The sequence below is a fragment of the uncultured Streptomyces sp. genome (genome assembly GCF_947488945.1).
Lineage (GTDB): Bacteria > Actinomycetota > Actinomycetes > Streptomycetales > Streptomycetaceae > Streptomyces.
This window is the reverse complement of record NZ_CANLBS010000035.1, coordinates 1-26,681: the sequence shown is the minus strand read 5'-3', so window position 1 is coordinate 26,681 and position 26,681 is coordinate 1. Positions and strand designations below refer to the sequence as shown.

Sequence of the window (26,681 nt, the reverse complement as noted above, 5' to 3'; positions counted from 1 at the left end):
GGGTCACGCACCGTCAGTGAGGTGTGGACGCACGGCTGATGCGCCACCTGTCCCGCACCGGCGGTGCACAAACCTTTCTCCACATCTCGCACCCGCACGTGTGAAAGAGCCCGGCCGGGAGGACGCCGAGTTGACATGCGGAAGGGAACCCGGTCTGCTTGACCGCATGCCAGCGACCGACGCGATGTACGCCACCCACCGCCGTGGGTTCCGCACCGCTGTCCAGGCGCGCTGTTGCTGTTCCAGCTGTCGCTGCTGTTGACGCCCCCGGGCTCCGGCTCCGACCTGCTCGCCCCGTCTCCACCGCGGCCACGCCGCACCCTCCCCCGCACTGCCCTCCGCGGCGCCGCCCCCGGGCCGGCGCGGATCACGGGTCTTCCGTACCTCCCCCGCACGTGCACCCTCCGATGCCGAGGAACCACCGCATCCATGAACAGCGACAGCGACCTCCAGATCGCCGGCGACATCCTCGAAGTCCCCCACCTGCTCCGCCCCGCGCCCGAACACCCGTCCACCGTGGCCGAGTTCGTGGGTCTGGCCCGTTCGGTCGCCGCCGACCGCGCCCAGTGGGCGCCGCTCGTCCGGTACGACACCACCACCCGCTGGTACCACCGCCTGCGCACCGGCCCCGGCTACGAGGTGTGGCTGCTGAGCTGGGTGCCCGGACAGGGCAGCGGCCTGCACGACCACGGCGCCTCCTCCGGCGTGCTGACCGTCCTCGAAGGGCGGCTCACCGAGCACACCCTGCGCGGGGACCTGTCCCTCGCCGCGGGCGCGCAGCGCGTCTTCGCCCCCGGATACGTCCACGAGGTCGTCAACGACTCGCTGGAGCCGGCCGTCAGCCTGCACGTCTACTTCCCCGGCCTGACCGACATGCCGATGCACACCGCGAGCTGCGCCCCGGCGGCCCTGGACGCCGCCGGCGCCTGACAGACTGCTGTGCATGCGCATTGTGGTTCTGGCCGGCGGTATCGGTGGTGCTCGCTTCCTCCGCGGCCTCAAACGGGCGGCTCCGGACGCCGAGATCACCGTCATCGGCAACACCGGTGACGACATCCATCTCTTCGGGCTGAAGGTCTGCCCCGACCTGGACACCGTGATGTACACCCTCGGCGGTGGCATCGACGAGGAGCAGGGCTGGGGCCGGAGGGACGAGTCCTTCCACGTGAAGGAAGAGCTCGCCGCCTACGGCGTGGGACCCGACTGGTTCGGGCTCGGCGACCGCGACTTCGCGACCCACATCGTCCGTACCCAGATGCTCGGCGCGGGCTATCCGCTGAGCGCGGTCACCCAGGCGCTGTGCGAGCGCTGGCAGCCGGGCGTGCGGCTGCTGCCGATGTCCGACGACCGGATCGAGACGCACGTCGCGGTCGACGTGGACGGGGAGAGCAAGGCGATCCACTTCCAGGAGTACTGGGTCAAGCTCCGCGCCGCCGTGCCCGCGCGGGCGGTGGTGCCGGTCGGCGCCGAGCAGGCCACGCCCGCACCCGGCGTGCTGGAGGCGATCGCCGCCGCCGACGTCATCCTCTTCCCGCCGTCGAACCCGGTCGTGTCCGTCGGCACGATCCTCGCCGTGCCCGGCATCCGTGAGGCGATCGCCGAGGCCGGAGTACCGGTCGTCGGCCTCTCCCCCATCGTCGGCGACGCGCCGGTGCGCGGCATGGCCGACAAGGTGCTGGCCGCCGTCGGCGTGGAGGCGACCGCCTCCGCCGTCGCACGGCACTACGGCTCCGGGCTGCTGGACGGCTGGCTCGTCGACACGGTCGACGCCGGTGCGGTCGAGGAGGTCGAGGCCGCGGGCATCGTCTGCCGGGCGGTGCCGCTGATGATGACGGACGAGGACGCCACCGCCGAGATGGCCCGCCGCGCGCTGGAGCTCGCCGAGGAGGTGCGCGGGTGACCGCCGCCGCCCCCTCCTACGAGGTCCGGGCGCTGGCCGGGATCCCCGAGGTCCGTCCCGGCGACGACCTGGCCAAGCTCATCGCGGGAACCGGACCCGGACTCGCCGACGGCGACGTGCTGCTGGTCACCTCGAAGATCGTCTCCAAGGCCGAGGGCCGGATCATGGAGGCCGCCGACCGGGAGGCCGCGATCGACGCGGAGACCGTCCGGGTGGTCGCCCGGCGGGGCACGCTGCGGATCGTGGAGAACCGGCAGGGGCTCGTGATGGCCGCCGCCGGGGTGGACGCGTCGAACACCGCCGCAGGAACGGTGCTGCTGCTGCCCGAGGACCCGGACGCGTCCGCGCGGGCGGTCCGCGACGGCCTGCGGGACCTGCTCGGCGTCGAGGTGGGCGTCGTGGTGACCGACACCTTCGGCCGCCCCTGGCGGAACGGACTGACCGACGTCGCGATCGGCGCCGCCGGGGTGCGGGTCGTGGACGACCTGCGCGGCGGCACGGACGCGCACGGCAACCCGCTGAGCGCCACCGTGGTCGCCACCGCGGACGAACTGGCCGCGGCGGGCGACCTGGTGAAGGGCAAGGCCACCGGGATGCCGGTCGCGGTGGTCCGGGGCCTCGGCCACCTGGTGACGCCGCCCGCCGCCGGCGGCGCGGACGCGGCCGACGGGGGCGCGCGGGCGCTGGTGCGCGGCGCGGCGGACGACATGTTCCGGCTCGGCACCTCGGAGGCCGTGCGCGAGGCGGTGACGCTGCGCCGCACCGTGCGGGAGTTCACCTCCGAGCCGGTCGACCCGGGAGCGGTGCGCCGGGCGGTGGCCGCCGCGGTCACCGCCCCGGCACCGCACCACACCACCCCGTGGCGCTTCGTGCTGCTGGAGTCCGAACAGGCGCGGACCCGGCTGCTCGACGCCATGCGGGACGCCTGGATCGCCGATCTGCGCCGCGACGGGAAGAGCGAGGAGTCGATCGCGAAGCGGGTCCGCCGCGGTGACGTGCTGCGCGCCGCTCCCTACCTGGCGGTGCCGTGCCTGGTGATGGACGGCTCGCACACCTACGGGGACGAGCGGCGGGACACCGCGGAGCGCGAGATGTTCGTGGTGGCCGCGGGTGCCGGGGTGCAGAACTTCCTGGTGGCGCTGGCCGGCGAGCGGCTGGGCTCGGCGTGGGTGTCGTCGACGATGTTCTGCCGGTCCGTGGTCCGCGAGGTGCTGGACCTGCCGGAGTCCTGGGACCCGCTCGGCGCGGTGGCGATCGGCCACCCCGCGGCGGCCCCCCGAGCCCGCGCGGACCGCGACCCGGAGGCGTTCGTGACGGTCCGCTGAGACGGTCCGCCGGGTGGTACCGACTGGCCGCCCGGGGCGTGTGCAGTGCACCGCCACGGACGCCGTCCGCACCGCCTTTCCCCCGTGTGCCGGCCCCGTGGACGCCGTCTCAGAGGGACGCGATGTCGCCCGGCGTCATGCGCGGCGCGCGGCGGGGCGGGATGTGGCCGGAGAGCAGGATCAGGCGGGTGGCGCGGTGGCGCTGGCCGGCGTACGGGGCGAGGAGTGCGAGCATCGCGTCGTCGTCGGCGTGCCGGTCGCCGGCGAGGGCGTGGCCGACGATGCCGGGCAGATGGTAGTCGCCGGTGGTGACGGCGTCGGGGGCTCCGTTGGAGCGCTGAAGGGTCTCGGCCGAGGTCCAGGGGCCGATGCCGGGGACCAGCTCCAGGCGGGCGCGGGCCTCGGGCAGCGCCATCGAGGCGGCCTCCTCCAGGCGGCGGGCCACCCGCACGGCCCGCATGACGGTGTCCGAGCGCTTGGCGTCGACGCCCGCCCGGTGCCACTCCCAGGAGGGGACGAGGGCCCAGGTGCGCGCGTCCGGCATGACGTGCAGGCCCAGCCGGGCGGTGGGGCCGGGGGCCGGGGTGCCGTGGCGGCGGACCAGCAGGCGCCAGGCGCGGTACGCCTCGTCGGTGGTGACCTTCTGCTCCAGGATCGACGGGATCAGCGACTCCAGGACCAGTCCGGTGCGCAGCAGCCGCAGGCCGGGCCTGCGGTGGCGGACCAGGGCGAGCAGCCGGTGGCGCGGTTCGAAGGCGTCCGGTTCGTCGGCGGCGCCGAGGAGTTCAGGGAGCTGGTCGAGGAGCCACCGCGCGCCCGGCCCCCAGGCGGTGGCGTGGACCGCTCCGCCGTGTCCGCGCACGCACAGGGTGCCGGGGCCGGCCGGGGTGCGGGTGGCCCGCCAGAACGCCCCGTCCGGGGTCGCCCGGAAGGTGGGGTCGGCCGGGCCCCGGCGCAGCGGCCCGAGCACCAGCCGCAGGTCGAGGGGGTACGGCGGGGTCCACTCGCGGACGACCGGGGCCGCGTCGGCGCCGTCGGCGGCCACGGCGCCCGCCGCCTGGCGCGGCAGCGCGGGGCGGGGGTAACGGGGGGCGAAGCGTCCGGCCACGGGGTTCCTCGACACGAGCGGTGGCCCTCGGCGGACCTGCGGGTGGTTCCCTTCGAGCGTACGGCCCCGGTCGCCGGTCCGGAGCCGCACCCGGGCGTTCCCCTGCGGGACGTCCCGTGGGGGAACGCCCGTAGGGGTCAGAACGCGAAGAGCGGCCCGGTCGCCGCGGCGGCCTGGCAGGGGTTGGCGAACTCGCGGTCGTACCGCACGGTCCGGCCCGCCCAGGTGCCGGTGGCGACGAGCCTGACCGGGCGGAACTCGAAGGTGCAGACGGTGCGCGGATCGGCGCGCAGGGCGTCCGGCCGGCCGTCCGCCGCGGTCAGCCGCTCGCAGGCGGCCGGGGCGTCCGGGTGCGAGCCGGCCGGGGCCGGGTCGCACCGCAGGGTCGCGTGGCGGGCCGGTTCCCCGTCGGGGTGGACGGCCAGGACGAGGGTCGTGACGGCGTGCCGCGGCGCGGCGGCCGGCGCTTCGGCCGCGTGGGCCGCCACGCCGGGACCGGCACCGAGGAGCAGGGCGGTCAGGGCGGCGCTGATCTTCTTCATGGTCGGCTAACGATCTGCGGGGCGGGAGGACACCTGCGCGCCCGTCCCGCCCTCACTCCGCCCCGCCCGCGGCGGCACGGCGCTGAGGGCTGTCCAGCCCTTACTCGTCCGAGGAGAACCGGAGGGCGGCGTCCGGGAGGACCGCGTCGCACCAGACGCGGACGCCGTCGCGGAGTTCGTTGTCGGCGCCCACCCGCGCCCCGTCGCCGACGACCGCGTTGTGCAGCACGGTGCGGCTGCCGACCCGGGCGCCGCGGCCGACCAGGGAGCCGGTGATCTGGGCGCCGGCCCCGATCACCGCGTCCGCCAGCACCGCCGACCCGGTGATCCGGGCGCCCTCGCCGATCCGGGCGCCCTCGCCGACGACCGTGCCGCCGCTGAGCTTGGCGTCGGCGGCGACGGACGCGCCGGGCAGCACCAGGCGTTCGCCGCAGCGGCCGGGGACCGCGGGGGACGGCGCGCGGCCGAGTACCAGGTCGGCGGAGCCCCGGACGAACGCCTGCGGGGTGCCGAGGTCCAGCCAGTAGGTGGAGTCGACCATGCCCTGGAGGTGTGCGCCGGCGGCGAGCAGGCCGGGGAAGGTCTCGCGCTCGACGGAGACCGGCCGGCCGGCCGGGATGGTGTCGATGACCGAGCGGCGGAAGATGTACGCCCCCGCGTTGACCTGGTCGGTGACGATCTCCTCGGGCGTCTGCGGCTTCTCCAGGAAGGCGGTGACCCGGCCGGTCGCGTCGGTCGGCACCAGGCCGAAGGCGCGCGGGTCCTCGACGCGGGTCAGGTGCAGGGAGACGTCCGCGCCGCTGTCCGCGTGGCTGGTGGCCAGGGCGCGGATGTCGAGTCCGGTGAGGATGTCCCCGTTGAAGATGAGCACGGGCTCGTCGGGGGCCGAGGTGAGCCGGGACGCGACGTTGCGTATCGCGCCGCCGGTGCCGAGGGGCTCGTGCTCGGTGACGTACTCGATGTGCAGGCCGAGCTGGGAACCGTCGCCGAAGTACGGCTCGAAGACCTCGGCGAGGTAGGAGGTGGCGAGCACGATGTGCTCGACGCCGGCGGCGCGCGCCCTGGCCAACTGGTGCGTCAGAAAGGGAACGCCCGCCGCCGGGACCATCGGCTTCGGGGTGCGCACGGTGAGCGGGCGCAGCCTGGTGCCTTTGCCACCGACCAGGAGGATCGCTTCTCTTGCCTCTGTCACAGCGACTGTCTCCGCTTCCTGCCGGGGGCCGGGCTCGTTTCGGCTGGCCAGTGTATGCAGACCGGCGGCCCCGTCCCGGTTCAGCGCCCCTGGAGGCGGGCCGAACTGGTCCGTGCGGTGCCGAGCTTCTTGTAGAGACGCGCTCCGGGGCATTCGGTTGCGTATCCGTCGCGATGTCCTGAGATGACGTTGAGCTTGACCTTCTTCCCCTTCTTGTACTTGTTGCTGCCGCCGGAGACGAGGGTCACCTTGCCCTTGGGGTTGGCGCCGAACAGGCCGAGCTTCCAGGCGGTCAGTTTGGCCACCCCGTTCACGGCGGCGGCGGGCGGGTTGGTGGAGCCGTAGGAGCCGAGCACGGCGATGCCCGTGCTGTTGGAGTTGAAGCCGAGGGTGTGGGCGCCGAGGACGGCCTTGGTGACGCCTCCGGCCCGGCCCTCGTAGATGTTCCCGCACTTGTCGACGGCGAAGTTGTAGCCGATGTCCCGCCAGCCGTTGCTCTTGACGTGGTAGCGGTAGATGCCGCGGAGCACCGACGGCGCCTGCGCGCAGGTGTAGTTGTTGCCGGTGGCGCTGTGGTGGACGAAGGCCGCCTTCACGGTCGAGGTGTAGGCGAAGTTCTTCTCCCGGAGCTTCTCGTCCGCGCCCCAGCCCTTACGGGTCACGATGCGCGGGCGGGGGCCGATGTACGGCTTGGCGGCCAGGGCTCCGGCGGCCTCGGTGCTGCCCTCCTGCCCGGTCCGCGTCTCCTGGGCCGCCTCCGCCTCGGTCTCCTCCCTCGTCAGCGCGGGGAGCACCGTGGCGGCGGACGCGTCGGCGGTCCCGGGCGCGGTCCGGCCGGGGGCGGCCACGCGGGTGTCGGGGGCGTCGGGGGCCCGCTCGTCCCGAGGACCGTCGTCGGGGGCGTCGGTGTCCGGGGCGGGGCCCGGGTCGACCAGTTCCAGGCGCATCCCGTCCGGCAGGCCCGCGGTACCCGTAGGGGTGTCCGCCGCGTCCCCTTCGGGGATCACCCGGACCTCGACGCCGTCGGAGGCGCCGACCCAGAGGGGGGCGGTGGCTCCCCGGACGCCGGGGGCCAGCCCTTCGGCGCTTCCGGCGTCGGCCGCGTGTTCGGAGTTGTGCGTCTCCAGGTCCTGCCAGTCGGACCACCGGGAGGTGTCCGCGGACCGGGTGCGGACCTGGACGGCGCCGTGGAGTTCGGTCCCGACGTCCTCCCACACGACCCCGACGAGGGAGAACGGCCGCACCTCCCGGCGGCCGAGCCCCTGGAGGCCGGGTGCGACCGGTGAGCCGGTGACCCGGTCGCGCGACTGCTGCCCGAGCGGGGCGAGCGGCAGCGACTGGGTGGATCCGGGAGGGTCGGCGGTCGGTGCGGCGGACGCCGGGCCCGCCGGTGCGGCGGGGGCCGGCGTGGCGAGCGGCAGGGTGAGGGCGGCGGCGCAGGTGAGGCCGATCGAGGTGACACGAAGTGTACGCATACACACGATCCTTGACATATATGCACTTATGTGGCTAACGGAAGATGCGCCGGTTTCTGACCCGACGTCGGCCGGAGCCGCGCCGTGAGCCGCCGCGGCCCGCCGCGGGGTCCACCGGGCGGCGTAACCTTGCGCGGATGAACGCCAGCGACCGCACCCCCGCCGACCTGCTGCGATCCGCCCTGACCACGGATCCGGCCCGCCCCCTGGTCACCTTCTACGACGACGCCACCGGTGAACGCGTCGAACTTTCGGTGGTCACCTTCGCCAATTGGGTGGCCAAGACCGCCAACCTCCTCCAGGGCGATCTCGCGGTGGAGCCGGGCGACCGCGTCTGCCTGCTGCTCCCCGCCCACTGGCAGAGCGCCGTGTGGCTGATGGCCTGTTCGGCGGTGGGGGCGGTCGCCGACGTGCAGGGCGATCCGGCCGCCGCCGACGTGGTGGTCAGCGGTCCGGACACGCTGGAGCGGGCACGGGCCTGCCGCGGCGAGCGGGTCGCGCTGGCGCTGCGGCCGCTGGGCGGCCGCTTCCCGCAGCCGCCCGAGGGGTTCGTGGACTACGCGGTGGAGGTGCCGAGCCAGGGCGACCGGTTCACCCCGTACGCGCCGGTGGACGCCGACGCGCCGGCCCTGTCGGTCGGCGGCGAGGAGTTGACGGGGGCGGAGCTCGTCGCCCGCGCGCACCGGGACGCCGCCACCCTGGGCGTCGAGGCCGGCTCCCGGCTGCTGACGGGACGCACGTACGACGCGTGGGAAGGGCTGAGCGCCGGGCTGTACGCGCCACTGGCGGCCGGCGGGTCGGTGGTGCTCTGCCGCCACCTGGACCAGCTCGGCGCGGACGCGCTCGCGCGGCGGACCGAGAGCGAGCGGGTCACCGTCACCGCGGTATGACAAGCGCCCGGAAGGTCACCCGTCCGGCCCCCGCGGGCCGAGTCCCCCGGGGTTGAGCGCCGACTCAGGTACATGATCGGCGTACAGCCCCCGGACGAACGCCCCGGCGCGAGACCTCACGTTCCCTCCCGCGACCGGCGGCCGCCCGCGCCGCACACGGTGAAGGATGGACGCAGACGTGACCGACAGCGCCGGCAGGCCGGACGGGCCGCACCGCCCGGACGACGACGAGGAGCGGGACGGGCCGCGGTCGTCCTCCGGGGCGGCCGGCGGCTCTCCGGCCGCGTCCGGCGGGGCGGACGGCCCGGCGCCGGGAGCGGGGGCGGGGGCCGGGACGGCGGCCTGGGCCGACCGTCCCAAGGACGCGTTCCCCCGCCGCGAGCGCCACTGGGTCCGCTGGACGGCACTGGCGGCCGCGTTCGTCGTCCTCGTCGCGGCGGGGGTCGGCTGGTGGCTGTACCGCAGGCTGGACGGCAACATCCGCACCGACGACGACGCGGCGGCGGAGCTGCGCGCCTACGAGAAGGAGCGGCCCACCGCCATCGCGTCGGGAGCGCAGAACATCCTGCTCATCGGGTCGGACAGCCGGGCGGGCGACAACGCGGAATACGGACGTGACGACCACGGGCGGCAGCGGTCGGACACGACGATCCTGCTGCACCTGCCCGCGGACCGGAAGAGCGCCACGGCGGTCTCGGTGCCGCGCGACCTGATGGCGGACGTCCCCGCCTGCCACACCGCGGACGGCGGCACCTCCCGGGAGCAGTTCGCCCAGTTCAACTGGGCCTTCCAGTACGGCGGAGCGGCCTGCACCATCCGCACGCTGGAGAAGATGACCGGCATCCGCGTCGACCACCACATGATCGTCGACTTCAGCGGCTTCAAGGACATGGTCGACGCGGTGGACGGGGTGGACGTCTGCCTGCGGGAGCCCATCGACGACAAGGCGGCACACCTGCGGCTGCCCGCCGGACGGCACCGCCTCGACGGCGAGCAGGCGCTCGGCTACGTACGCGCCCGCAAGTCGCTGGGCGACGGCAGCGACACCGACCGGATGGACCGTCAGCAAAAGTTTCTCGGTGCTCTGGTGAACAAGGTGCAGAGCAACGGTGTCCTGCTGAATCCGACCAAGCTGTACCCCGTACTGGACGCCGCCACGAAGTCGCTGACCACCGATCCCGGACTCGACTCCCTACGGGATCTGTACGACCTGGTGCGCGGGATGCGGAACGTCCCGACCGACAAGGTGCAGTTCCTGACCGTGCCCAGGAAGCCGTACAGCCTCAACGCGAACCGGGATGAACTGGTAGAACCCGACGCCACCCGGCTCTTCGCCCAACTGCGCCAAGACGTACCGGTGGAGGTGGTCCCGGCGGACGGGGGCGACACCGCGACCCCGACGCCTGCGGCGTCACCGAGCACCGCGGCGAGCCCGTCGGCCGCCTCGTCGGCGAGCCCGGCACCCACCTATTCGGGCACGAACGCGGCCGAGGACCTGTGTAAGCGGTAAAGCAATTCCCAAGTCACCACGGGCAATCGACGAAGAATGGGCAGAATGCCCGGTTGTAAGGTGCGTGGAATGTGTCACGCTCGTCGCCCGCCCGCGAACCGGGCCGATAGTGTGACGCGATCCGGCACTTCCGACCGTCAGGTCAAGCGCTGCTGGAGCGTAGGAATGAGCGTCCTTCCGGGGGGAGACGCTTCGCGTGGCACCGACGGAGGACTCAGGCGACCGTGGATGCACAAAGCCGTGGGCGGGCGGACGAGATCGACCCCGCAGACCAATGGGTACTGAACCCGCACACCGGCAACTACGAACTGCGACTGGACCACTCCGCAGAGGAACGGAACCCCTCCGGGGAAACCCGTTCCACCAGCGGCTCCGGCAGCAGAAGCGCCACCCGTTCCCCGTCACGCGCCGAGGCCCGCGCGGAGGCGTCCGGCCGTCGCGGCGACGCCCAGGCGTCCGGACGCCGTGAGGTCCCCGGACAGCGCCGCCGCTCCCCCCAGGGCGGCCGCGGGCAGGAGCCCGCGCCCGCGGCCGGCCGGCGCAAGCGCAAGCAGCAGAAGGACCGCCGCAAGAAGGCGCTGCTGTGGACCGGAGGCGTGATGGCGGTCGTGCTGGTCGCCGGCTCCGCCGGGGCGTACGCCCTGTACCAGCACTTCAACGGCAACATCAGCACCGTCGACATCGGCAACGCGGGCAACAAGAACGTCACCAGCAGCGGCCCGATGAACATCCTGATCATCGGCACCGACAAGCGCACCGGCGCGGGCAACGAGGGGTACGGCGACGCCGGCAGCGCCGGGCACGCGGACACCAACATCCTGTTCCACGTCTCCGGCGACCGCACCAACGCCACGGCGCTCAGCATCCCGCGCGACCTGATGACGGACATCCCCGACTGCGAGACGCAGCAGGAGGACGGCACCACCGAGGTCATCGCGGGCACCGCCGGCACCCGGTTCAACAACAGCCTCGGCCAGGAGGGCCGCGACCCCGGCTGCACCATGCGCACGGTCAAGGAGCTCACCGGGCTGTCCGTCGACCACTTCATGATGGTGGACTTCAACGCCGTCAAGGAGCTGTCCACCGCCGTCGGCGGTGTCACGGTCTGCATGGCGAAGCCGGTCGACGACCCGAAGTCCCATCTGAAGCTGCCCCAGGGCGAGTCCAAGGTCGAGGGCGAACAGGCGCTGGCACTGCTGCGCACCCGGCACAGCTTCGGCAACGAGAGCGACCTCGACCGGATCAAGGTCCAGCAGCAGTTCCTGGGCTCGATGATCCGCCAGATGAAGTCGGACGACACCCTGACGAGCCCGAGCAAGCTGTTCAAGCTCGCCGACGCCGCGACCAACGCGCTCACCGTCGACTCGGGCATCGGGTCGGTGGCGAAGCTGACGAGCCTGGCGAAGGAACTGGCGAAGGTCGACACGAAGAACATCACCTTCGTGACCCTCCCGGTCATCGACAACCCCGACGAGCCGACCCCGGTCACCGTCGTCCCGCACCCGACGCAGGCCAAGCAGCTCTTCGCGATGATGCGGGAGGACACCTCGCTCACCGAGGTCGCCGCCGAGAAGAAGGCGGCGAAGAAGAAGCAGAAATCCGCCCTGGAGGGAACCAAGGCGGCCGCCGGCGACGTCCGGGTGGACGTGTTCAACGGCGGGGACGTCAGCGGCGCGGCCGGTGCGACCGTGAGCTGGCTCCAGATCGACAAGGGCGTCCTGAAGTCCACCAACAAGGCCAACGCACCGGCCAAGATCGACAAGACGACGCTGGAGTACGCGCCGAACCAGGCGGACCAGGCGCGCGCTCTCGCCGAGATGATGGGGCTGCCCGCATCGGCCCTCAAGCAAGGCACCACCGACGCCGCGGAGACGGAAGCGATGAAGCTGACGCTCGGCGCCGACTTCGAGGGGGCGGGTACGCCGATCGCGGCGCCCACCACCGTCCCCAAGGAGATCAAGAAAGCGACCGCCGACAAGGCGGTGTGCGCCGAGTGACACCAGGTCACCGCGCCTCGCGGCAAGTCTGAGCAAACAGGGGGGCCTGTGGGACGAAGCGGCATACCCGGGGAGGGGACGCGCCCACCGCGCGCCCGCCACGCCGGTCAACTCGGCTGGGACGACAGTCTGTACGAGGACGGGGACGCCGGCGGCGACGGCAGGGGGAACGGCGACGACGACGTCGCCGGGAAGCGCTCCGCCGGCACGCGGGCCGACGCGACGTCCGCGACGAAGGCCGATGCGACGTCCGGGCGCCGCGCCGCGCCGCCCGCCGGGGGCCGAAGAGCGGCGGGACGCGCGGCCCGGCCGTCCCGGCGCGCGCCCCGGAGCACCGGGAAGCGGATAGTGCGCTGGGCCTGCGCCGTGCTCGCGCTCCTGATACTCGGCGCCGGTGGGGCCGGCTATGTGTACTACCAGCACCTCAACGCGAACATCAAGAAGGAAGACCTGACCCTCGGCGACAAGAAGATGGCCGAGCACAAGGCGAACGCCGCCGGTCAGACACCGCTGAACATTTTGCTCATCGGCTCCGACGCCCGCGACTCCGAAGCCAACCAGAAGCTCGGCGGCGCCAAGGAGACCTTCGGGGGCACGCCCCTCGCGGACGTGCAGATGCTGCTGCACCTCTCGGCGGACCGCAGCAACCTCTCGGTCGTCTCGATGCCCCGCGACACCATGCTGAAGATGCCCAAGTGCACCGACCCGGAGACGGGCAAGGTCTACGAGGCGTCCACCGTCGACGTCATGACCAACTCCAGCCTCGGCAGGGGAGGTCCGGGCTGCACCGTGGCCGCCTGGTACGAGCTGACCGGCATCACCATCGACCACTTCATGATGATCGACTTCGCGGGCGTGGTGTCGATGGCCGACGCGATCGGCGGCGTCCCGGTCTGTGTGGACGCCAACGTCTACTCGCACACCAGCAAGGGGGCGGGCTCGGGTCTCAAGCTGAAGGAGGGCACCACCAAGGTCCAGGGGAAACAGGCACTCCAGTGGTTGCGCACCCGTTACGGCTTCGAGGACAACACCGACCTGGGCCGGGCGAAGGCCCAGCACCAGTACATGAACTCGATGGTGCGCGAACTGCGCAAGGGCACCAAGCTCACCGACCCGGCGAAGCTGATGAACCTCGCCGAGGCCGCCACCAACGCGCTCACCGTCGACAAGGGCCTCGACACGGTCAAGAAGCTCTACGACCTGGCCGATGAGCTGAAGCGGGTGCCGACGTCACGCATCACGATGACGACGATGCCCAACGTCTACGGCACCGGCGCCCTGGAGGGCCGGGTGCTCCCGAAGCCGGGCGACGCCGAGCAGCTCTTCCGGATGGTGCGCGACGACATCCCGCTCGACGGCAAGACGTCCAAGCGCCCCACGAAGACGCCCGCGCCGAAGGACGAGTCCGCCCCGGTCGGCGAGATCGCCGTCACCGTCCGCAACGCGACGGCCGACGAGGGCGGCGGCCCGGCGTCGGGCCGTGCCACCGACGTGAAGGACCAACTCGTCGAGGCGGGCTTCGCCAAGGCCGTGGTCGACTCCGCGGACGTCTCGGGCGAGGCGCGCACCGCGATCCTGTACCCGAGCGTGGACCTGGAGGGCGATGCGCAGGCGGTCGCCAAGGCCCTCGGCATCCCGGTGGGCCAGGTGAAGAAGTCCACCGACGTCTCCGGCGTCTCGCTCGCGGTCGGCGCCGACTGGCGTGAGGACGGCAGCTACCCGGTCGCCAAGACGGAGGACAAGACGCCGGACTCGGCGGAGGCCCTGCGGGGCGACGACGAGGGGGCGTGCATGCACGTGAACCCGGCCTTCACCTGGTAACGCGCCCGGACACGGAAGGGGGCTCCACCCGCGCGGGTGGAGCCCCCTTCCGTGTCCGGGTCCGGTCCGTGTCCGGGCCGTGTCCGAGCCATGTCCGCGCCGGGTCCGGGCCGGGCTGGTCAGACGGTCTGCTCCACCGAGCCCCCGATGGCCGGGCGGCGGCTCGCGATGACCTTCTTCGCGAGCTTGCGCGGGCTGGTCAGGAAGCCGTAGCCCCAGCTCATGTGCATGGTGGCGAGCGCGACCGGGATCTGTGCGCGCGCCTTCAGCGGCAGGCCCTTACCGGCGGGCAGCGAGCCCGCGACCACCGCGGCGACGTAACCGGCGGGCACCACGAACGCCCACGGGGTGACGGCGGCGCCGACGACGATGCCCGCGGCGATGGCGCAGACGGCGGTCGGCGGGGCCAGGTAGCGCAAATTGATCGAGCCGGCGTGGTAGCGGGCGACGACGTGGCGCCAGCGGCCGTACTCCTTGTACTGCTTGCCGAGCGCCCGCACCGAGGGGCGGGGGCGGTACTGGACGCGCAGCTCGGGCGAGAACCAGATCAGGCCGCCCGCGTCACGGATACGGAAGTTCAGCTCCCAGTCCTGGGCGCGGATGAACTCGACGTTGTACCCCTCGGCCCGTTCCAGGGCCTCGCGGCGGAACACCCCGAGGTACACGGTCTCCGCCGGGCCCGCCTCGCCGCCGGTGTGGAAGGCGGCGTTGCCGACGCCGATCTTCGAGGTCATCGCCGCGGCGACCGCCTGCTCCCAGGCGTTCTCGCCCTCGGCGTGCATGATCCCGCCGACGTTCTGCGCCCCGGTCTCCTCCAGCAGCCGCACGGCGGTGGCGATGTAGTTCGGGGAGAGCATCCCGTGCCCGTCGACACGCACCACGATCGGGTGATGCGAGGCGGCGATGGCCGCGTTGAGCGCGGCAGGAGTACGGCCGGTCGGATTGGGGACGGTCTGGACCCGCGGGTCCTCGGCGACCAGCTCGGCGGCGATCTCGTCGGTCCGGTCCGTGGACGGGCCGAGCGCGATGACCACCTCCATCTCCCCCTCGTACTCCTGCTCCAGGATGTGCCGCACGGAGTTCCTGAGATGACGTTCCTCATTGAGCACCGGCATGATCACGGAGACTGCGGGGTACTGCTGGGCAGGCATGGTGGTCCTCGGCTGATCCTCGGGCACCGGGGGTTCGCACCCCTGGAGACGGCGGTATGCGGCCGTAACGTTACCGCGAACGAGGGACACGGACGCGCGCCGCCGGGTCGCAGCGCGGGCCGCAGATCGTATGGGCTTACCGTGCGAACGGTCCCCTCTCGTCCCACGGAGGTCCACCCCGTGCCCCAGCAGTACCGGCCGTCCCACCCCACCCCCGGCAAGGGCGCCGCCCGCCGCCGGGGACCCGCCGCCGGCCCGCACGGAACCCGCAGACCCCGCACGCAGGACGAGCGCCCCCGCTGGGGCATGCGGGTGGCGACCGGTCTCTCCGTCCTGGTGCTCGGCGCGGGCGGCATCGGCCACGCCCTGGTGACCCAGCTGGAGACCGGCATCGACCGCGTCGACCCGTTCAAGGACATGAAGAACCGGCCGACCGGCGGCCACGGCCTCAACCTTCTGCTGGTGGGCACCGACGGCCGCGACAAGATCACCGCGGCCGAGAAGAAGGAGTACCGGCTGGGCGGCGCCCCCTGCCACTGCACGGACACGATCATGCTGGTGCACCTGTCGGCCGACGGACGCCGCGCCACCGTCGTGAGCCTGCCGCGCGACAGCTACGCGGAGATCCCCGCGCACACCGACCGCAACACCGGCACCACGCACACCGCCCACCCGGTGAAACTGAACGCCGCCTACGCGGAGGGCGGTCCCACCCTCACCGTGCGGACCGTCGAGCACATGACCGGCGTCAAGATCGACCACTACCTGGAGGCCGATTTCACCGGCTTCATGAAGACCGTCGACGCCGTGGGCGGGGTGGAGATCTGCACGGCCCGCCCGTTGAAGGACTCCTACACCGGCCTGGACCTGCCGGTCGGCACCCATGAGCTCAACGGCGGCCAGGCGCTGCAGTTCGTGCGGTCCCGGCACATCGGCGGCGACGCGGACCTCGGGCGCATGCAGCGCCAGCAGAAGTTCGTGGCGGCGCTCATCGAGCGGGCGACCGGCCGCGGGGTCCTGCTGAACCCGGTGAAGTTCCAGCAGGTCGCGTCCTCGGTGCTGGGCGCGGTCCGGGCCGACCAGGGCTTCGGCACGGAGCAGATGCTGAACCTGGGCAAGGCGCTGCGCGGGTTCACCGCAGCCTCGTCGGAGTTCACCTCGGTGCCGGTCGGCGATCCGAGCTTCCCCGTGAAGGGCATCGGTTCGACGGTGAAGTGGGACGCGGTGAAGGCGAAGAAGCTGTTCCAGGCGCTCCGCGAGGACAAGCCGCTGGCCGTACGGGCGCCTGCCGCCGCCGCGCGTCCGAAGGCGGCCGTGGTGGACGTGGCCCCGCAGCAGATCCGGGTCCAGGTCTACAACGGCACCCCGACGGACGGCCTCGGCCAGCAGGTGGACGCCGCGCTGCGGGCGACCGGCTTCGACACCACCGGCGCCCCCCTCAACGCCTCGTCCCGCGACCTGGGCCGCACCCTGATCACGTACGACCCCCGCTGGGACCGTTCGGCGAAGTCGCTGGCCGCCGCCCTGCCGGGCAGCGAGCTGAGGGCGGTGCCCGGCCAGGGCGGCACGATGCGGGTGTCGGTGGGCGCCGACCACGACCAGGTCCTCCGCGTCAGGGCCGAGAGCCCCCACACGGGCGAGTTCGGGGCGGTGCGGGGGGACGAGGTGGTCTGCCCGTAGGGGGCGTGCCCGTCCGGCGTCCGCCCGCGTCGCCGGTCGTCACGTGCGGGCGCGTCACCGCGTGCCCGGTACCGGCTGTTCCACGGTCAGGGCCCAGCGGACCCCGGACGGCGCCGTCACGCGGACGCTGCCCGCGCCGCGCGCCTCGTGCAGCCGGATCTCGTTGTAGGTACTGCGCACGTCCCCGGCCACGCATTCCGACGGGAAGGTGAGGCCGACCGGGACGACGGTCACTTCGAGGGTCCCTCCGCCCCGGCAGTCGACCTGGACAGCCAGCACCCCGGTCTTTATCTCCCCCGTCAGCGGCAGCTCGGCGTTGCCGCGCATGGCGGCGGCCGAGAGCAGCGGCTCCCCGGCCCCGAGCATGCCGACCAGGAACGTCAGGCCCACGGCCCACGGCGCGACTCGCTCCGACGATCGGTAAGTCGCTTGTCGCTGAGAGGACCGACCGGTTGACTGACTGTCGTGAACCTGGCTCACGCGGCCGAGCGGCTCGGGTTGGGGCGGTTGCTGGAAGCACCGCTGCTGCTCAAGGATGACGAGCAGAGCCCGGTGTGGAAGGCCGTTACCGACTCCGGCTCATGGGTGGTGAAGCTCAACCGGCCCTGGGGTGACTTCTGGCTGTCCATGGCCGCTCAGGCAGGGGCGCTCGAAGTCGCCGCGTGGGAGACGGGTGTATCGATGCCCGAGCCGCAGTCGACGACTCTGGCAGAAGCGGGTCTGTGGCGACCGGTCGGGGACGGTGTCTACGCCCGCGCGGTGCGCTTCGTCGAGGGCACGCATCCGACCGCGCCGACGTCCGAACCGTTGGCGGCATGGGCCGGAGGGCTCGTCGCCGGTCTCGCCCGGTGCGCGATTCCGGCCGATCCGGCCGTCCACGGCGACTACCGGTCGTACTCCCGGGGAGAGTGGGAGGAATGGCTCGCCCAGGCCGAACCCTTTGAGGTCCTCAGTGCCGAGCACGTCCGCGTCCTCAGGCTGTCGGTGGAACAGGCCGAGGCCATGGCCGAGGATCAGCAGAAGCTGTGCCGGACGAAGTTGGTCATGCACCGCGACATCCGGCACCAGAACGTTCTGACCGGATCCGGTGGTCCGGTGCTGTTGGACTTCGACGCCGCCGGGGCACAGGAACCCTGGTGGGAGCTCGTCTCCACCGCTTTCGAGCTTGCCGGCTTCGGCCGTGGGCCGGAAGTGCCCGAGCGCCGCATCGTCGAAGCGTGCCTCTCCGGATTTGTCGCTGCGGGAGGGGCGGTCGGGGCGGTCGACGAGTCCGCGTTCACCGGTTTGTTCGCCGGACGCGTCGGAACGGCGGCCTGGCAGCTGTGGATGGCCTGTGGTCACCGGGGCGGGAGTCCGGAGTACCGGGCCGGCTTCGCCCGGACACTCAGGGAGTCGGTGGAGGCGATGGCCGTGATGCGCAAGGCCATGCCCAACTGGGCCACGTGGCTCGCCGCGTGAGCGGAGAACGCGGGGTGCGAGGCGGCGAAGTCGAGTAGGTCGCGATCGCCCGAGAGGTGGCACGTGGGAGATCCGTGGCCGGAGGGGGCAGGAGCCCGCGGTGGCACCGAGCCTGCTCGGCTTTCTCGTCAGGCGTGGCGTCGGCGTGCAGGCCGGGCCCGCTCCGTCGCGCGAGCGGGACGTGCCGCACACCGCCGTACCTCATGCGTGCTGAACTGTGGCCCGGTTCCGAGACGTTGATGTCGTCCCGGACAAGAGAGCAGGAGGAACCGTGGACCTTGGTGGGGGGACGTGGCAGCGACTGGCCACCGTGGTGCTCGTCATGGCGGTGGCGGCCGGGTGTACGGGGCAGGGCGAGCGCGCGGGCGGCGGAAAGGACGAAGACCTGCTGCGGAACCACGACTGGACGCAGATGCCGGGCACCACCGCGCGGAACGACATCCTGCGGGTCGGCGCAACGGATCGGCGCATCGTGGAGCAGGACTCCTCCGGCGGCCGGCCCAACCCCCCGCTGAACCTGGCCGGCCCGCATCTGAGGTCCGACGGCGACTTCACCGTCACCGCGCGCATGTCCGGTGTGGGTGACGACGACGGCGACTCCTGGCTGCGGCTGTACGGACGGGTACCGGTCATCTACGACGAGTGGCGGCAGGAGCGGCCCTCACTCCGCGTCGGCGTGACCGCCGACGGGCAGGTGAGGGTACAGATATGGGACGGCGAGGGCGATGAGCCCGCCCACTCCGAGGATTTCGACTGCGGCTGCTCCGGGACGGTGACGCTCGCCGTGTCGAGCATCGGTGACACGTTCCAGGTAGAAGCCGACGGGCGGCGGCTGGGAACCGTGCAGGACCCGGGGGTGTTCGCCGGGGGCACTGTCTGGTTCGGTCTGGAGGCGGACGCGGGCGAAGACGGACGCCGCGAGGGATGGCGGCTGACGCGGCTGAGCGCGCGGGCGGAGAGCGGTGACTCGCTCCGGGTGATCAAGGCGCCGCAGCTACGCCAGGAGCAGTCCGAGGACTCGCTGCGCGCGCGGGCCGCAGACGTGGGACGGCCGTTCGACGTCGGCACCGCCCTGGCCGAGAACCCGCTGCTCACCGACGCACGCTACCGGGCGCTCGCGGGGAGCCAGTTCTCCATGCTCACTCCGGAGAACGCGTTCAAGCCACAGTTCCTCCAGCCGCGCCGGGGCCTCTACGACTTCCGTGACGCGGACCTGCTCGTACGCTTCGCCCGCGCGAACAACATGAAGGTGCACGCGCACACCCTCGTCTGGCACGAGGCTCTGCCCCACTGGATGCGGGAGGACGACGACCCCGAGGAGGTGCGCCGGACCATGCTCCGGCACATCGCCAAGGTGGCCGGCCACTTCAAGGGCAAGGTCGCCGAATGGGATGTGGTCAACGAGCCCATGTCCGACGACGGGAAGAGCTACACCGGCGGGGATCTCGGTCTGCGCTCCGAGCAGAGCCCGTGGTTCGGGGCCATGGGCGAGGAGTACATCGACGAGGCGTTCAGGGCCGCCCACCGGGCCGATCCGAACGCACGGCTGTTCCTCAACGAATACGGGGTCGAGGAGGAAGGCGAGCGGTGGGACGCCCTTTACGATCTGGTCGAGCGGCTCAAGGAACGCGGCGTACCGATCGACGGCGTGGGTTTCCAGAACCATGAGTACACACCCGGCGACCGCGTCGACCCGGAGACCTTCCGCAGCCATGTGCGGGATCTGGCGGAGCTCGGGGTCCGGGCGCGGGTGTCGGAGATGGACGTCCCCCTGGGTGAGGACGAGAAGGACGGACGGCAGACCCAGGCTGCTGAGATGGCGGGCAAGCTGCGGGTCTGCCTGGAGGAGCCGAACTGCACGTCGTTCTCGACCTGGGGATTCACCGACCGGTACGGTTCCACCGCCGACACCGGGGTCTATCCTCCGCGCACGGCCGATTCCCTGCCGTGGGACGCGGCCCTGCGGCCGAAGCCGGCGTACGAGCGCCTGCTCCAAACCTTTGACGAGGCGAAGAAACGCCGATAGCAGGTCCGGCCGACAGCAGGTCTACCCGCTCACTCAGTCCTCCAGCCCGTCCGCGACCCGCTTGTCACGCAGTTCCTTGATCGCCCGGCGCCTCGCCAGCCGGTGGGTGCGCCGGATCTGGGCTTCCTGGTAGCGCCGCTTGTCGCGTTCGGTCTCCGGGACGACGGGCGGCACGGGGCGCGGGCGGCCGTCCTCGTCCACGGCGGCGAACACCAGATAGGCGCTGCCGACCTGCTGCGCGGGGGTCGACTCGTTCCAGCGCTCGGCCATCACCCGGACCCCGACCTCCATCGAGGAGCGGCCGGTCCAGTTCACCTGCGCGCGTACGTGGACCAGGTCGCCGACGCGTACCGGCTCCAGGAACACCATCTCGTCCATCGACGCCGTCACGGCCGGACCGCCGGAGTGCCGTCCGGCGACCGCTCCCGCGGCGTCGTCGACCAGTTTCATGATCACACCGCCGTGCACCGTACCCAGCAGATTGGTGTCGTTGCCGGTCATGATGTGGCTGAGGGTCGTCCGGGAAGCCGCCGTGGGCTTGCCCGTAATGCCCTCCTCGGTGCGATGGGCCTGTTCTGTCATGGCGTCCACTGTATGCGTGGAACACGTCACGGATTTTGCATCAGGTTGGCAACAGCCCAGGCCCGATATTCCTCACACCCTGTAATCCTCACGGCTTCGGGCTGCACACTGGACCGCATGAGTGACAGGCCCGGTGGATGGACCGACGACAGCGACCGCTACGGCCGGGGCAGCAGCGCCCCGCAGCCCGAGAGCGCACGCGTGATGCCGCACGTCCAGCGGCGGCGACCGGCTCCGCCGAGGGCCCCGCAGGTGCCCCCGCAGAGCCAGGGGTACGACGACTACGCCGACGGGCGCGGCCAGGCCGCACCCGGTTACGACAGCGGCTACAACACCGGCCAGGTCTACGGCGGCGGTGGCGGCGGCCACCAGGGCGGTGGGGGCGGCCGGGGCGGTGACGCCGGTTACGTCCAGGGCCGGCCCGCCCCGAACTGGGGCCGCCGGATCAAGGTCGGCGCGCTGACGCTGGTCGTGCTGGTGCTCGCCGTGTCGATCTCGACGTACTTCTGGGCCGACTCGAAGCTCAAGCGCGAGGTGGACCTGTCCAAGGTCATCGACCGGCCCTCGGAGGGCGACGGCACGAACTACCTCATCGTCGGGTCCGACAGCCGCGAGGGCATGACGGCCGAGGACAAGAAGAAGCTGCACACCGGTTCCGCCGAGGGCAAGCGGACCGACTCGATGATGATCCTCCACGACGGCTCCAACGGCCCGACGCTGGTCTCGCTGCCGCGCGACTCGAACGTCGAGATCCCCTCGTTCGTCGGCTCCGAGTCCGGCAAGAAGTACGAGGGAACCGGCCGGACGGTGAAGCTGAACGCCGCCTACGCCGAGGACGGCCCCGAACTCCTGGTGCGCACGGTCGAGTTCAACACCGGCCTGCGCATCGACCACTACGTCGAGATCGGCTTCGGCGGCTTCGCCAACATCGTGGACGCGATGGGCGGGGTGGAACTGGACATCCCGAAGGCGTTCAAGGACAAGAAGTCCGGCGCCGACTTCCAGGCCGGCAAGCAGACGCTGAACGGCGAGCAGTCCCTCGCCTTCGTCCGCACCCGTTACGCCTTCGCGGGCAGCGACCTGGACCGCACGAAGAACCAGCAGAAGTTCCTCGCGGCCCTGGCCTCCCAGGCGGCCACCCCGTCCACGATCCTCAACCCGTTCAGGCTTTACCCGACAATGGGCGCGGGCCTGGACACACTGATCGTGGACAAGGACATGTCGCTCTGGTCGCTGGGCCAGATGTTCTTCGCCATGAAGGGCGTCACGGGCGGCGACGGCACCTCGATGAACATCCCGCTCACGGGCCAGAGCGTGAACGGCAACCTCGTCTGGGACAAGGACCAGGTCAAGCAGCTCGTGGAGCAGCTCAAGAACGACGACAAGGTGACCGTCAAGGGCAACTGACGCCTGGTCACCACTGTTACCCGGCCTCCCGGAGCACGTGCTCCGGGAGGCCGGCGGCGTTTCTCCCCGGGCAACCCTGGCCGTGCCTGCGACGCATGCCCGGAGACCGTGGGCCGCCTCGGTCAGCCCTCCACGGCGAACCGGAAGACCGTCGACTCTCTGGCCCGGAAGCCCAGCCGCTCGTAGAGCCGGTTCGCCGCCTCGTGGTCGGGGCGGGACGTGCCCGTGGACGCGGTCAGCTCCTGGCCGCGTAGGGAACGAACTCGGCCCAGCTCCGGGCATTGAAGGCCAGCCGGGGGCCGGGGACGCTCTTGGAGTCCCGTACGTGAATGGTGCCGGGGGCAGCGGCGACCTCGACGCAGTTGTTGCCGCTGCTGCTGTCGCTGTAGCTGCTCCTGGACCATTCCAGCGCACAGAGATTCCCGGCAGCAGTCTCGTGGATCATGTTTCTCCCAGCACGTGCTCGATGAACGTCATCGACTCCCTGGGCGCGAGAGCCTGGGCCCGGATCATTCCATACCGAAGCTCAAGGATTCGGAGATGTCTCGGGTCCGATACGGCTCGCCCGTTGAACGCTCCGGGGGACCGTCCCACAGCCGTGCCATCGGAAAACTTGAGCACCTCGATCTCCCCATCGAGTCCTGGATGAGACTCACAGGCGAGGGGCATGATCTGAAGCGAGACATTCCGCAACTGTGCAATCTCCAGCAGCTGTTCGAGCTGCCGCCGCAACTCGCTTCTGCCCCCGATGGGCCGTCGCAAGGCAGCCTCCTCCTGAACGAAACTGAGCGCGGGTGCGGGGGTGCGTCCGAAAATCGAACGTCGAGCCATACGAGCAGCCACACCTCGCTCCACCTCGTCACGCGAGTACGACGGTTGCCGCGTCTCCAGCAGCACGCGCGCGTGCGCTTCCGTCTGCAACAGGCCGTGGACGCCGTGACTGGCATAGACGGCCACTTCCACCGCCTTCGCTTCCATCCTCGCCAAGTCCCGCACTCTCTTCGGGTACCGCACCTCCGCCAGGTCGCGTTTCATCGCCGCGATCTTGCCGTGTGCGCCCAGGACCTCGTCCGCTCTGTCCAGGAACTCGGGGCGGGCGATGCGGCGGCCGCCCTCCACCTTGTGGACGAGGTCTTCGCCGTAGCCGATCGCGGCGCCGAACTCGGCCGCACGCATGCCGGCCTCCTCGCGCCACGCCTTGAGCTGGCGGCCGACCGCCGCGACGACGGCCGCGCCGGACTCGTCGTCCGGGTCGACGTCCCAGCCGGGCTCGTCGGCCCCGTCGTGCTCGCTCTCCGTACCGCCGACAACGACGCTCATGCGTGCCCCACTTCCGATGTGCGCGCCGATCTGCTTCAACCGCTGCTGTTCCCCGACCGTCACTCCGGACAGCCGGGACAGCGCCGGACAAGGCCGGGACAGTCGGCGTACGCACGGGCCGTCCCGCTGTGCGGAGTACGAGTGGACGGCCACGCTGCGTGATGTGAAACAACAACTCGCCACGCACCAACTCGACCGCGCGGACCGGACCTTCACCGTGCTGCTCTCCCCCACCCGCCGGGGTGCCCGGCTCGCGCGGTTGCTGACCGTCGCGCACCTCGGCGACTGGGGGACCCCTCCGAGGCGGCGGCGCACATCGTGGCCGAACTGGCGGCGAACGCCGTCGTCCACGGCCGCGTACCCGGCCGGGACTTCCGTCTGAGCCTCGTCCTCCACGGCAACGGGCGGCTGCGGATCGAGGTGACCGACACCCGGGGCGAGCGGCTGCCGCCCGCCCCGGACCGCCTGACGGCTCCCGACGGGGACGCGACGTCCGGGCGCGGACTGCTGATCGTGGACGCGCTGGCCGACCGCTGGGGCGTCACCGTCGGACCCGTGCCGCGCAAGACCGTGTGGGCGGAGCTGGACCTCGTCCCGTGACCCGGTCCCTCAGCAGGAGCGCGGTTTCACCGGGTCGTGGCGGGCCGCGACCCGGTGGACCACGTCCCGGGCCGCCGGGTCGCGGGTGCCCGCGTCCCGGCCCCGCACGACATAAGAAGCTTTCAAGTATCTGGGGAAATCACCCTTCCCACCCCACCCGTCCATGTCCTGACGGCGCGTCACTCTCTCGGGTGACTTGCTCCAACTGGGCTGGATTTGCCATACGTTGCGTGACATATGCTCGCCGCGACAACCACAGAACGCGACGGCCCCCGTCGGGAAGACAATCCCGGACGAGGGCCTGACCACAAGGAAGTAAGGCTCTTCCCCATGGGTTCCCCGCAGGTTATCGCGCCCTCGTGCGCCTCGTCCGGCCGGGCCGGGCACTCCAGCCGTTCCAGGGACGGGAAACCGCCGTTCGGCGTCGTCCACCACACCGTCCGACACGCCAAGGGCTTCACGGTCATCGGCAACCATCTCGCCCAGCACCGCACCCTGTCGCTGCTGGCCATCGGACTCGCCGCGCACATCCAGTCGCTGCCCACCGGGGCGAGGATCGGCATCAAGCGCCTCACCGAGCGCTTCCCGGAGAGCGAAGCCCGCATCGCCGCCGCACTGCGCGAGCTGGAGACGCACGGATACCTCAAGCGCAGCCGTGAGCGCCTGCCGAACGGGAGCATCGTGACGCGCACGGCCTGGTTCAACCAGCCGGCGGCGGCCCCGGAAGCGGCCGCTCCGCCGGGGGCCGGGCGGGCAAAGGGGCCACGCGAACCGGAGGTGAGGCCCGAACCGCCGGAAGAGCGCGAGCCGTCGACAGCACGGTGCCGGGAGCCTCGGGCCGTGTCCCATGCACCGTTGATCCCCGCTGCCGCGCCCGGACCCGTACGTCCCTCAGCGCCCCAGCCCGGAGGAGCCACGACCACCGCACCCGACCCCCTACAGGAACCGGCCGCCGCACCCGTACGGGTGTCCCCGCCGCCTCTCCCGGTCGTCCACGTGCCCGCCCCGACCGCGCGGAAGACGCCGCCACCGCCGCTCCCCCAGCCCCGGACGCCCACCCCGGAGCTGCTGCGAACGGCCTCGGCGCTCCTGGCCGACCTGCGACGCCACGCGTCCCAGCTGGTGCTGACCGAGGCGGACATCCGGACACTGACCGACGGCGTCGCGGCCTGGCTGGAGCGGGAGGTCCCTGCGGACACCGTCCGGCGCACCCCCACCGCCGATCTGCCGGTTCCCCTCAAGCATCCCGCCAAGCTGCTGCGCCATCGCATCACGGCCCTGCTGCCGCCCTCGCTGCCGGACACCGGGGAACTGGTCCGCGTACGCCCGGGCTTCGTCCCGCTCCAGGAGTGCCCGCGCTGCGACCGCGCTTTCCGCTCCCGTCACGCCGGCCACTGCGGCGACTGCCGGGCCGACCAGCACGACGTTCCCGCTCCGGCCGCGTGACCCACGCACCGCCGCCCGACCCGAAACCCGAAAGGGGTTGACCTTGGTCAGCTCGCCCCACGAGGCCATGCACCGGATCTTCCAGGAGTATCCGGGCCTCTTCTCCCGTGTCTCCGAGGTGCTCGACGTCGATCTCCCGACCCCCACCTTCACGGAAGTGTTGTCGACCGACCTCACCGAGGCCCGGCCCGTGGAGCGCCGGGTGGACACCCTGTTACGGGTCGAGACGGAACACGACGGGCCGTTCCTGCTCGCCGTCGAGGCGCAGGGCAAGAAGGACCCGGCCAAGACGACGGGCTGGCCGTACTACGTGGGCTACCTCAACAACAGGTACGCCCTGCCCGTCCTGCTGCTGGTCGTCTGCCAGGACCACGCCACCGCCGCATGGGCCTCCCGGCCCATCACCGTGGGGCTCCGGGGCTGGCAGACGCTCACCCTGAACCCGCTCGTGGCGGGCCCGCACAACATGCCCGTGATCACGGACGTGGCCGAGGCCCGCAAGGACCTGGCGCTCGCCACTCTGGCGGCCATCACACACGCCGACGATCCGGACGTCGGTGCCATACTGAAAACGCTCTCCGCCGCGCTGCGGGACGCACCGGCGGACATCACCAACCCCATCGTCGAACTCACCGCACAGGGTCTGGGCACCCGCCCGGCAGCAACACAGTGGAGGAACCTGGTGGCCGTGGACCTTTCTTTCTACACGTCGCCCCTGTCCGAGGAAATCCGGGACGAGGGCCGGGCAGAAGGCCGGGACGAGGGCCGAGCCGAAGGCCAGGCGGTGGAGCGGGCCCAAGCCCTCCTCCGCGTCCTGGAAGCCCGTCAGATCCCACTCACCGACGAAACACGCGCAACGATCACCACCTGCCACGACCTCGAACTCCTGCGCCACTGGTTCGACAGAGCCCTCACCGCCACCACCCCAGAAGAAATCCTCGCCGGGGAATGACACCCGGGATGCCGGAGGAGAGCTGAGGCCCATGGACCTGTCCTTCTACACCTCGCCCCTGTCCGAAGAGATCCGGGCAGAGGGCCGGGCCGAAGGCCGAGCAGAAGGCCGGGCAGCGGAGCGGACCCAAGCCCTCCTCCGCGTCCTGGAAGCCCGCCGGATCACACTCACCGACGAAACACGCGCAACGATCACCACCTGCCACGACCTCGAACTCCTGCGCCACTGAGCGCTTTCCAACTTCTGTCTGCGCTGGTCGGATACAGGCAGAGGTCCTGTGTGTCAGAGCAGGGCCGCCC

Annotated in this window: 23 protein-coding genes and 2 pseudogenes; 15 read left to right on the top strand and 10 right to left on the bottom strand. The window is 71.8% G+C overall.

What is annotated here, in order from left to right; all coding sequences use genetic code 11:
• The first annotated feature begins 429 nt into the window (after positions 1–429).
• The 3 genes from Q0994_RS32265 to Q0994_RS32255 are packed head-to-tail and all read left to right on the top strand — an operon-like array spanning position 430 to position 3,225.
• Entirely contained in the window at positions 430–930 is a 501-nt protein-coding gene (locus Q0994_RS32265) for a cysteine dioxygenase family protein (RefSeq protein ID WP_299541938.1), read from the top strand.
• A 13-nt stretch (positions 931–943) separates the two neighbouring features.
• A complete protein-coding gene (cofD, locus tag Q0994_RS32260; RefSeq protein WP_299541936.1) occupies positions 944–1,900 on the top strand; it encodes a 2-phospho-L-lactate transferase in 957 nt (318 codons plus the stop codon).
• Positions 1,897–3,225 (top strand): coenzyme F420-0:L-glutamate ligase, encoded by a 1,329-nt coding sequence (locus tag Q0994_RS32255; protein WP_299541933.1) that lies wholly within the window; start codon positions 1,897–1,899, stop codon positions 3,223–3,225. The genes cofD and Q0994_RS32255 overlap by 4 nt, the downstream gene beginning before the upstream one ends.
• 109 nt (positions 3,226–3,334) lie before the next feature.
• Here the strand turns inward: Q0994_RS32255 and Q0994_RS32250 are convergent, their stop codons facing one another.
• From Q0994_RS32250 to Q0994_RS32235, 4 genes are all read right to left on the bottom strand, one after another.
• A complete protein-coding gene (locus tag Q0994_RS32250; protein WP_299541931.1) occupies positions 3,335–4,333 on the bottom strand; it encodes a DNA-3-methyladenine glycosylase in 999 nt (332 codons plus the stop codon).
• A 137-nt stretch (positions 4,334–4,470) separates the two neighbouring features.
• Positions 4,471–4,875 (bottom strand): SSI family serine proteinase inhibitor, encoded by a 405-nt coding sequence (locus Q0994_RS32245; protein ID WP_299541929.1) that lies wholly within the window; start codon positions 4,873–4,875, stop codon positions 4,471–4,473.
• Positions 4,876–4,975: 100 nt separating this feature from the next.
• Complete coding sequence (locus Q0994_RS32240; RefSeq protein ID WP_299541927.1) at positions 4,976–6,067, bottom strand: NDP-sugar synthase; 1,092 nt, start codon at positions 6,065–6,067, stop codon at positions 4,976–4,978.
• 80 nt (positions 6,068–6,147) lie between these two features.
• On the bottom strand, positions 6,148–7,542 hold the full coding sequence (locus tag Q0994_RS32235) for a peptidoglycan recognition protein (RefSeq protein WP_299541925.1): 1,395 nt from the start codon (positions 7,540–7,542) through the stop codon (positions 6,148–6,150).
• A 137-nt stretch (positions 7,543–7,679) separates the two neighbouring features.
• On the opposite strand from Q0994_RS32235, the gene Q0994_RS32230 reads away from it, so the two are divergent.
• The 4 genes from Q0994_RS32230 (at position 7,680) to Q0994_RS32215 (ending at position 13,760) form a co-directional block, all read left to right on the top strand.
• Positions 7,680–8,432, top strand: coding sequence for a TIGR03089 family protein (locus Q0994_RS32230; RefSeq protein WP_299541923.1), 753 nt, complete (start codon positions 7,680–7,682; stop codon positions 8,430–8,432).
• 166 nt (positions 8,433–8,598) lie between these two features.
• On the top strand, positions 8,599–9,942 hold the full coding sequence (locus tag Q0994_RS32225; protein ID WP_299541921.1) for an LCP family protein: 1,344 nt from the start codon (positions 8,599–8,601) through the stop codon (positions 9,940–9,942).
• Between the two features lie 224 nt (positions 9,943–10,166).
• Positions 10,167–11,939: an LCP family protein gene (locus tag Q0994_RS32220; RefSeq protein ID WP_299541919.1), complete on the top strand. Its 1,773-nt coding sequence runs from the start codon at positions 10,167–10,169 to the stop codon at positions 11,937–11,939.
• Between the two features lie 345 nt (positions 11,940–12,284).
• Positions 12,285–13,760 carry an LCP family protein gene (locus Q0994_RS32215; RefSeq protein WP_299541984.1) on the top strand — a complete coding sequence of 492 codons (1,476 nt, stop codon included), beginning with the start codon at positions 12,285–12,287 and terminating at the stop codon, positions 13,758–13,760.
• Between the two features lie 119 nt (positions 13,761–13,879).
• Here Q0994_RS32215 and Q0994_RS32210 read toward each other — a convergent pair whose 3' ends face one another.
• Positions 13,880–14,911: a glycosyltransferase family 2 protein gene (locus tag Q0994_RS32210; RefSeq protein ID WP_299541917.1), complete on the bottom strand. Its 1,032-nt coding sequence runs from the start codon at positions 14,909–14,911 to the stop codon at positions 13,880–13,882.
• 306 nt (positions 14,912–15,217) lie between these two features.
• Between Q0994_RS32210 and Q0994_RS32205 the strand changes: the two genes are divergently transcribed.
• Entirely contained in the window at positions 15,218–16,591 is a 1,374-nt protein-coding gene (locus tag Q0994_RS32205) for an LCP family protein (protein WP_299541982.1), read from the top strand.
• Between the two features lie 54 nt (positions 16,592–16,645).
• On the opposite strand, the gene Q0994_RS32200 is transcribed toward Q0994_RS32205, so the two are convergent.
• Entirely contained in the window at positions 16,646–16,981 is a 336-nt protein-coding gene (locus Q0994_RS32200; RefSeq protein ID WP_299541915.1) for a hypothetical protein, read from the bottom strand.
• 75 nt (positions 16,982–17,056) lie between these two features.
• On the opposite strand from Q0994_RS32200, the gene Q0994_RS32195 reads away from it, so the two are divergent.
• The gene (locus Q0994_RS32195) at positions 17,057–18,049 is read left to right on the top strand and encodes an aminoglycoside phosphotransferase family protein (protein ID WP_299541913.1); all 993 of its coding nucleotides are present in this window, start codon (positions 17,057–17,059) and stop codon (positions 18,047–18,049) included.
• A gap of 271 nt (positions 18,050–18,320) precedes the next feature.
• A complete protein-coding gene (locus Q0994_RS32190; protein ID WP_299541911.1) occupies positions 18,321–20,075 on the top strand; it encodes an endo-1,4-beta-xylanase in 1,755 nt (584 codons plus the stop codon).
• Between the two features lie 33 nt (positions 20,076–20,108).
• Here the strand turns inward: Q0994_RS32190 and Q0994_RS32185 are convergent, their stop codons facing one another.
• Positions 20,109–20,657: an acyl-CoA thioesterase gene (locus tag Q0994_RS32185; RefSeq protein ID WP_299541909.1), complete on the bottom strand. Its 549-nt coding sequence runs from the start codon at positions 20,655–20,657 to the stop codon at positions 20,109–20,111.
• A 117-nt stretch (positions 20,658–20,774) separates the two neighbouring features.
• Here Q0994_RS32185 and Q0994_RS32180 point away from each other — a divergent pair, with 117 nt between their 5' ends.
• Positions 20,775–22,064 (top strand): LCP family protein, encoded by a 1,290-nt coding sequence (locus tag Q0994_RS32180; RefSeq protein ID WP_299541907.1) that lies wholly within the window; start codon positions 20,775–20,777, stop codon positions 22,062–22,064.
• A gap of 122 nt (positions 22,065–22,186) precedes the next feature.
• On the opposite strand, the pseudogene Q0994_RS32175 reads toward Q0994_RS32180, so the two are convergent.
• The 3 genes and pseudogenes from Q0994_RS32175 to Q0994_RS32165 form a co-directional block, all read right to left on the bottom strand.
• Positions 22,187–22,285 (bottom strand): annotated as a pseudogene (locus Q0994_RS32175) (GNAT family N-acetyltransferase); the annotation flags it as partial.
• A 14-nt stretch (positions 22,286–22,299) separates the two neighbouring features.
• Positions 22,300–22,509, bottom strand: coding sequence for a DUF397 domain-containing protein (locus tag Q0994_RS32170; RefSeq protein ID WP_299541905.1), 210 nt, complete (start codon positions 22,507–22,509; stop codon positions 22,300–22,302).
• Positions 22,506–23,384: a helix-turn-helix transcriptional regulator gene (locus Q0994_RS32165; RefSeq protein WP_299541903.1), complete on the bottom strand. Its 879-nt coding sequence runs from the start codon at positions 23,382–23,384 to the stop codon at positions 22,506–22,508. The genes Q0994_RS32170 and Q0994_RS32165 overlap by 4 nt, the downstream gene beginning before the upstream one ends.
• A gap of 217 nt (positions 23,385–23,601) precedes the next feature.
• Here Q0994_RS32165 and Q0994_RS32160 point away from each other — a divergent pair.
• From Q0994_RS32160 to Q0994_RS32145, 4 genes and pseudogenes are all read left to right on the top strand, one after another.
• A pseudogene (locus Q0994_RS32160) lies at positions 23,602–23,984 on the top strand (ATP-binding protein).
• 330 nt (positions 23,985–24,314) lie between these two features.
• Complete coding sequence (locus Q0994_RS32155) at positions 24,315–25,430, top strand: helix-turn-helix domain-containing protein (protein ID WP_299541901.1); 1,116 nt, start codon at positions 24,315–24,317, stop codon at positions 25,428–25,430.
• 43 nt (positions 25,431–25,473) lie between these two features.
• A complete protein-coding gene (locus Q0994_RS32150; protein ID WP_299541899.1) occupies positions 25,474–26,382 on the top strand; it encodes a hypothetical protein in 909 nt (302 codons plus the stop codon).
• 31 nt (positions 26,383–26,413) lie between these two features.
• Entirely contained in the window at positions 26,414–26,611 is a 198-nt protein-coding gene (locus Q0994_RS32145; protein WP_299541897.1) for a hypothetical protein, read from the top strand.
• Positions 26,612–26,681: the final 70 nt, after the last annotated feature.

Bases quoted from the DNA above. Each gene is read 5' to 3' on its own strand.
- Q0994_RS32265 (WP_299541938.1), top strand. From the start codon at position 430: ATGAACAGCGACAGCGACCTCCAGATCGCCGGCGACATCCTCGAAGTC.
- cofD (WP_299541936.1), top strand. From the start codon at position 944: ATGCGCATTGTGGTTCTGGCCGGCGGTATCGGTGGTGCTCGCTTCCTC.
- Q0994_RS32245 (WP_299541929.1), bottom strand. From the start codon at position 4,875: ATGAAGAAGATCAGCGCCGCCCTGACCGCCCTGCTCCTCGGTGCCGGT.
- Q0994_RS32235 (WP_299541925.1), bottom strand. From the start codon at position 7,542: ATGCGTACACTTCGTGTCACCTCGATCGGCCTCACCTGCGCCGCCGCC.
- Q0994_RS32230 (WP_299541923.1), top strand. From the start codon at position 7,680: ATGAACGCCAGCGACCGCACCCCCGCCGACCTGCTGCGATCCGCCCTG.
- Q0994_RS32225 (WP_299541921.1), top strand. From the start codon at position 8,599: ATGGACGCAGACGTGACCGACAGCGCCGGCAGGCCGGACGGGCCGCAC.
- Q0994_RS32210 (WP_299541917.1), bottom strand. From the start codon at position 14,911: ATGCCTGCCCAGCAGTACCCCGCAGTCTCCGTGATCATGCCGGTGCTC.
- Q0994_RS32205 (WP_299541982.1), top strand. From the start codon at position 15,218: ATGCGGGTGGCGACCGGTCTCTCCGTCCTGGTGCTCGGCGCGGGCGGC.
- Q0994_RS32185 (WP_299541909.1), bottom strand. From the start codon at position 20,657: ATGACAGAACAGGCCCATCGCACCGAGGAGGGCATTACGGGCAAGCCC.
- Q0994_RS32180 (WP_299541907.1), top strand. From the start codon at position 20,775: ATGAGTGACAGGCCCGGTGGATGGACCGACGACAGCGACCGCTACGGC.
- Q0994_RS32170 (WP_299541905.1), bottom strand. From the start codon at position 22,509: ATGATCCACGAGACTGCTGCCGGGAATCTCTGTGCGCTGGAATGGTCC.
- Q0994_RS32165 (WP_299541903.1), bottom strand. From the start codon at position 23,384: ATGAGCGTCGTTGTCGGCGGTACGGAGAGCGAGCACGACGGGGCCGAC.
- Q0994_RS32155 (WP_299541901.1), top strand. From the start codon at position 24,315: ATGGGTTCCCCGCAGGTTATCGCGCCCTCGTGCGCCTCGTCCGGCCGG.
- Q0994_RS32145 (WP_299541897.1), top strand. From the start codon at position 26,414: ATGGACCTGTCCTTCTACACCTCGCCCCTGTCCGAAGAGATCCGGGCA.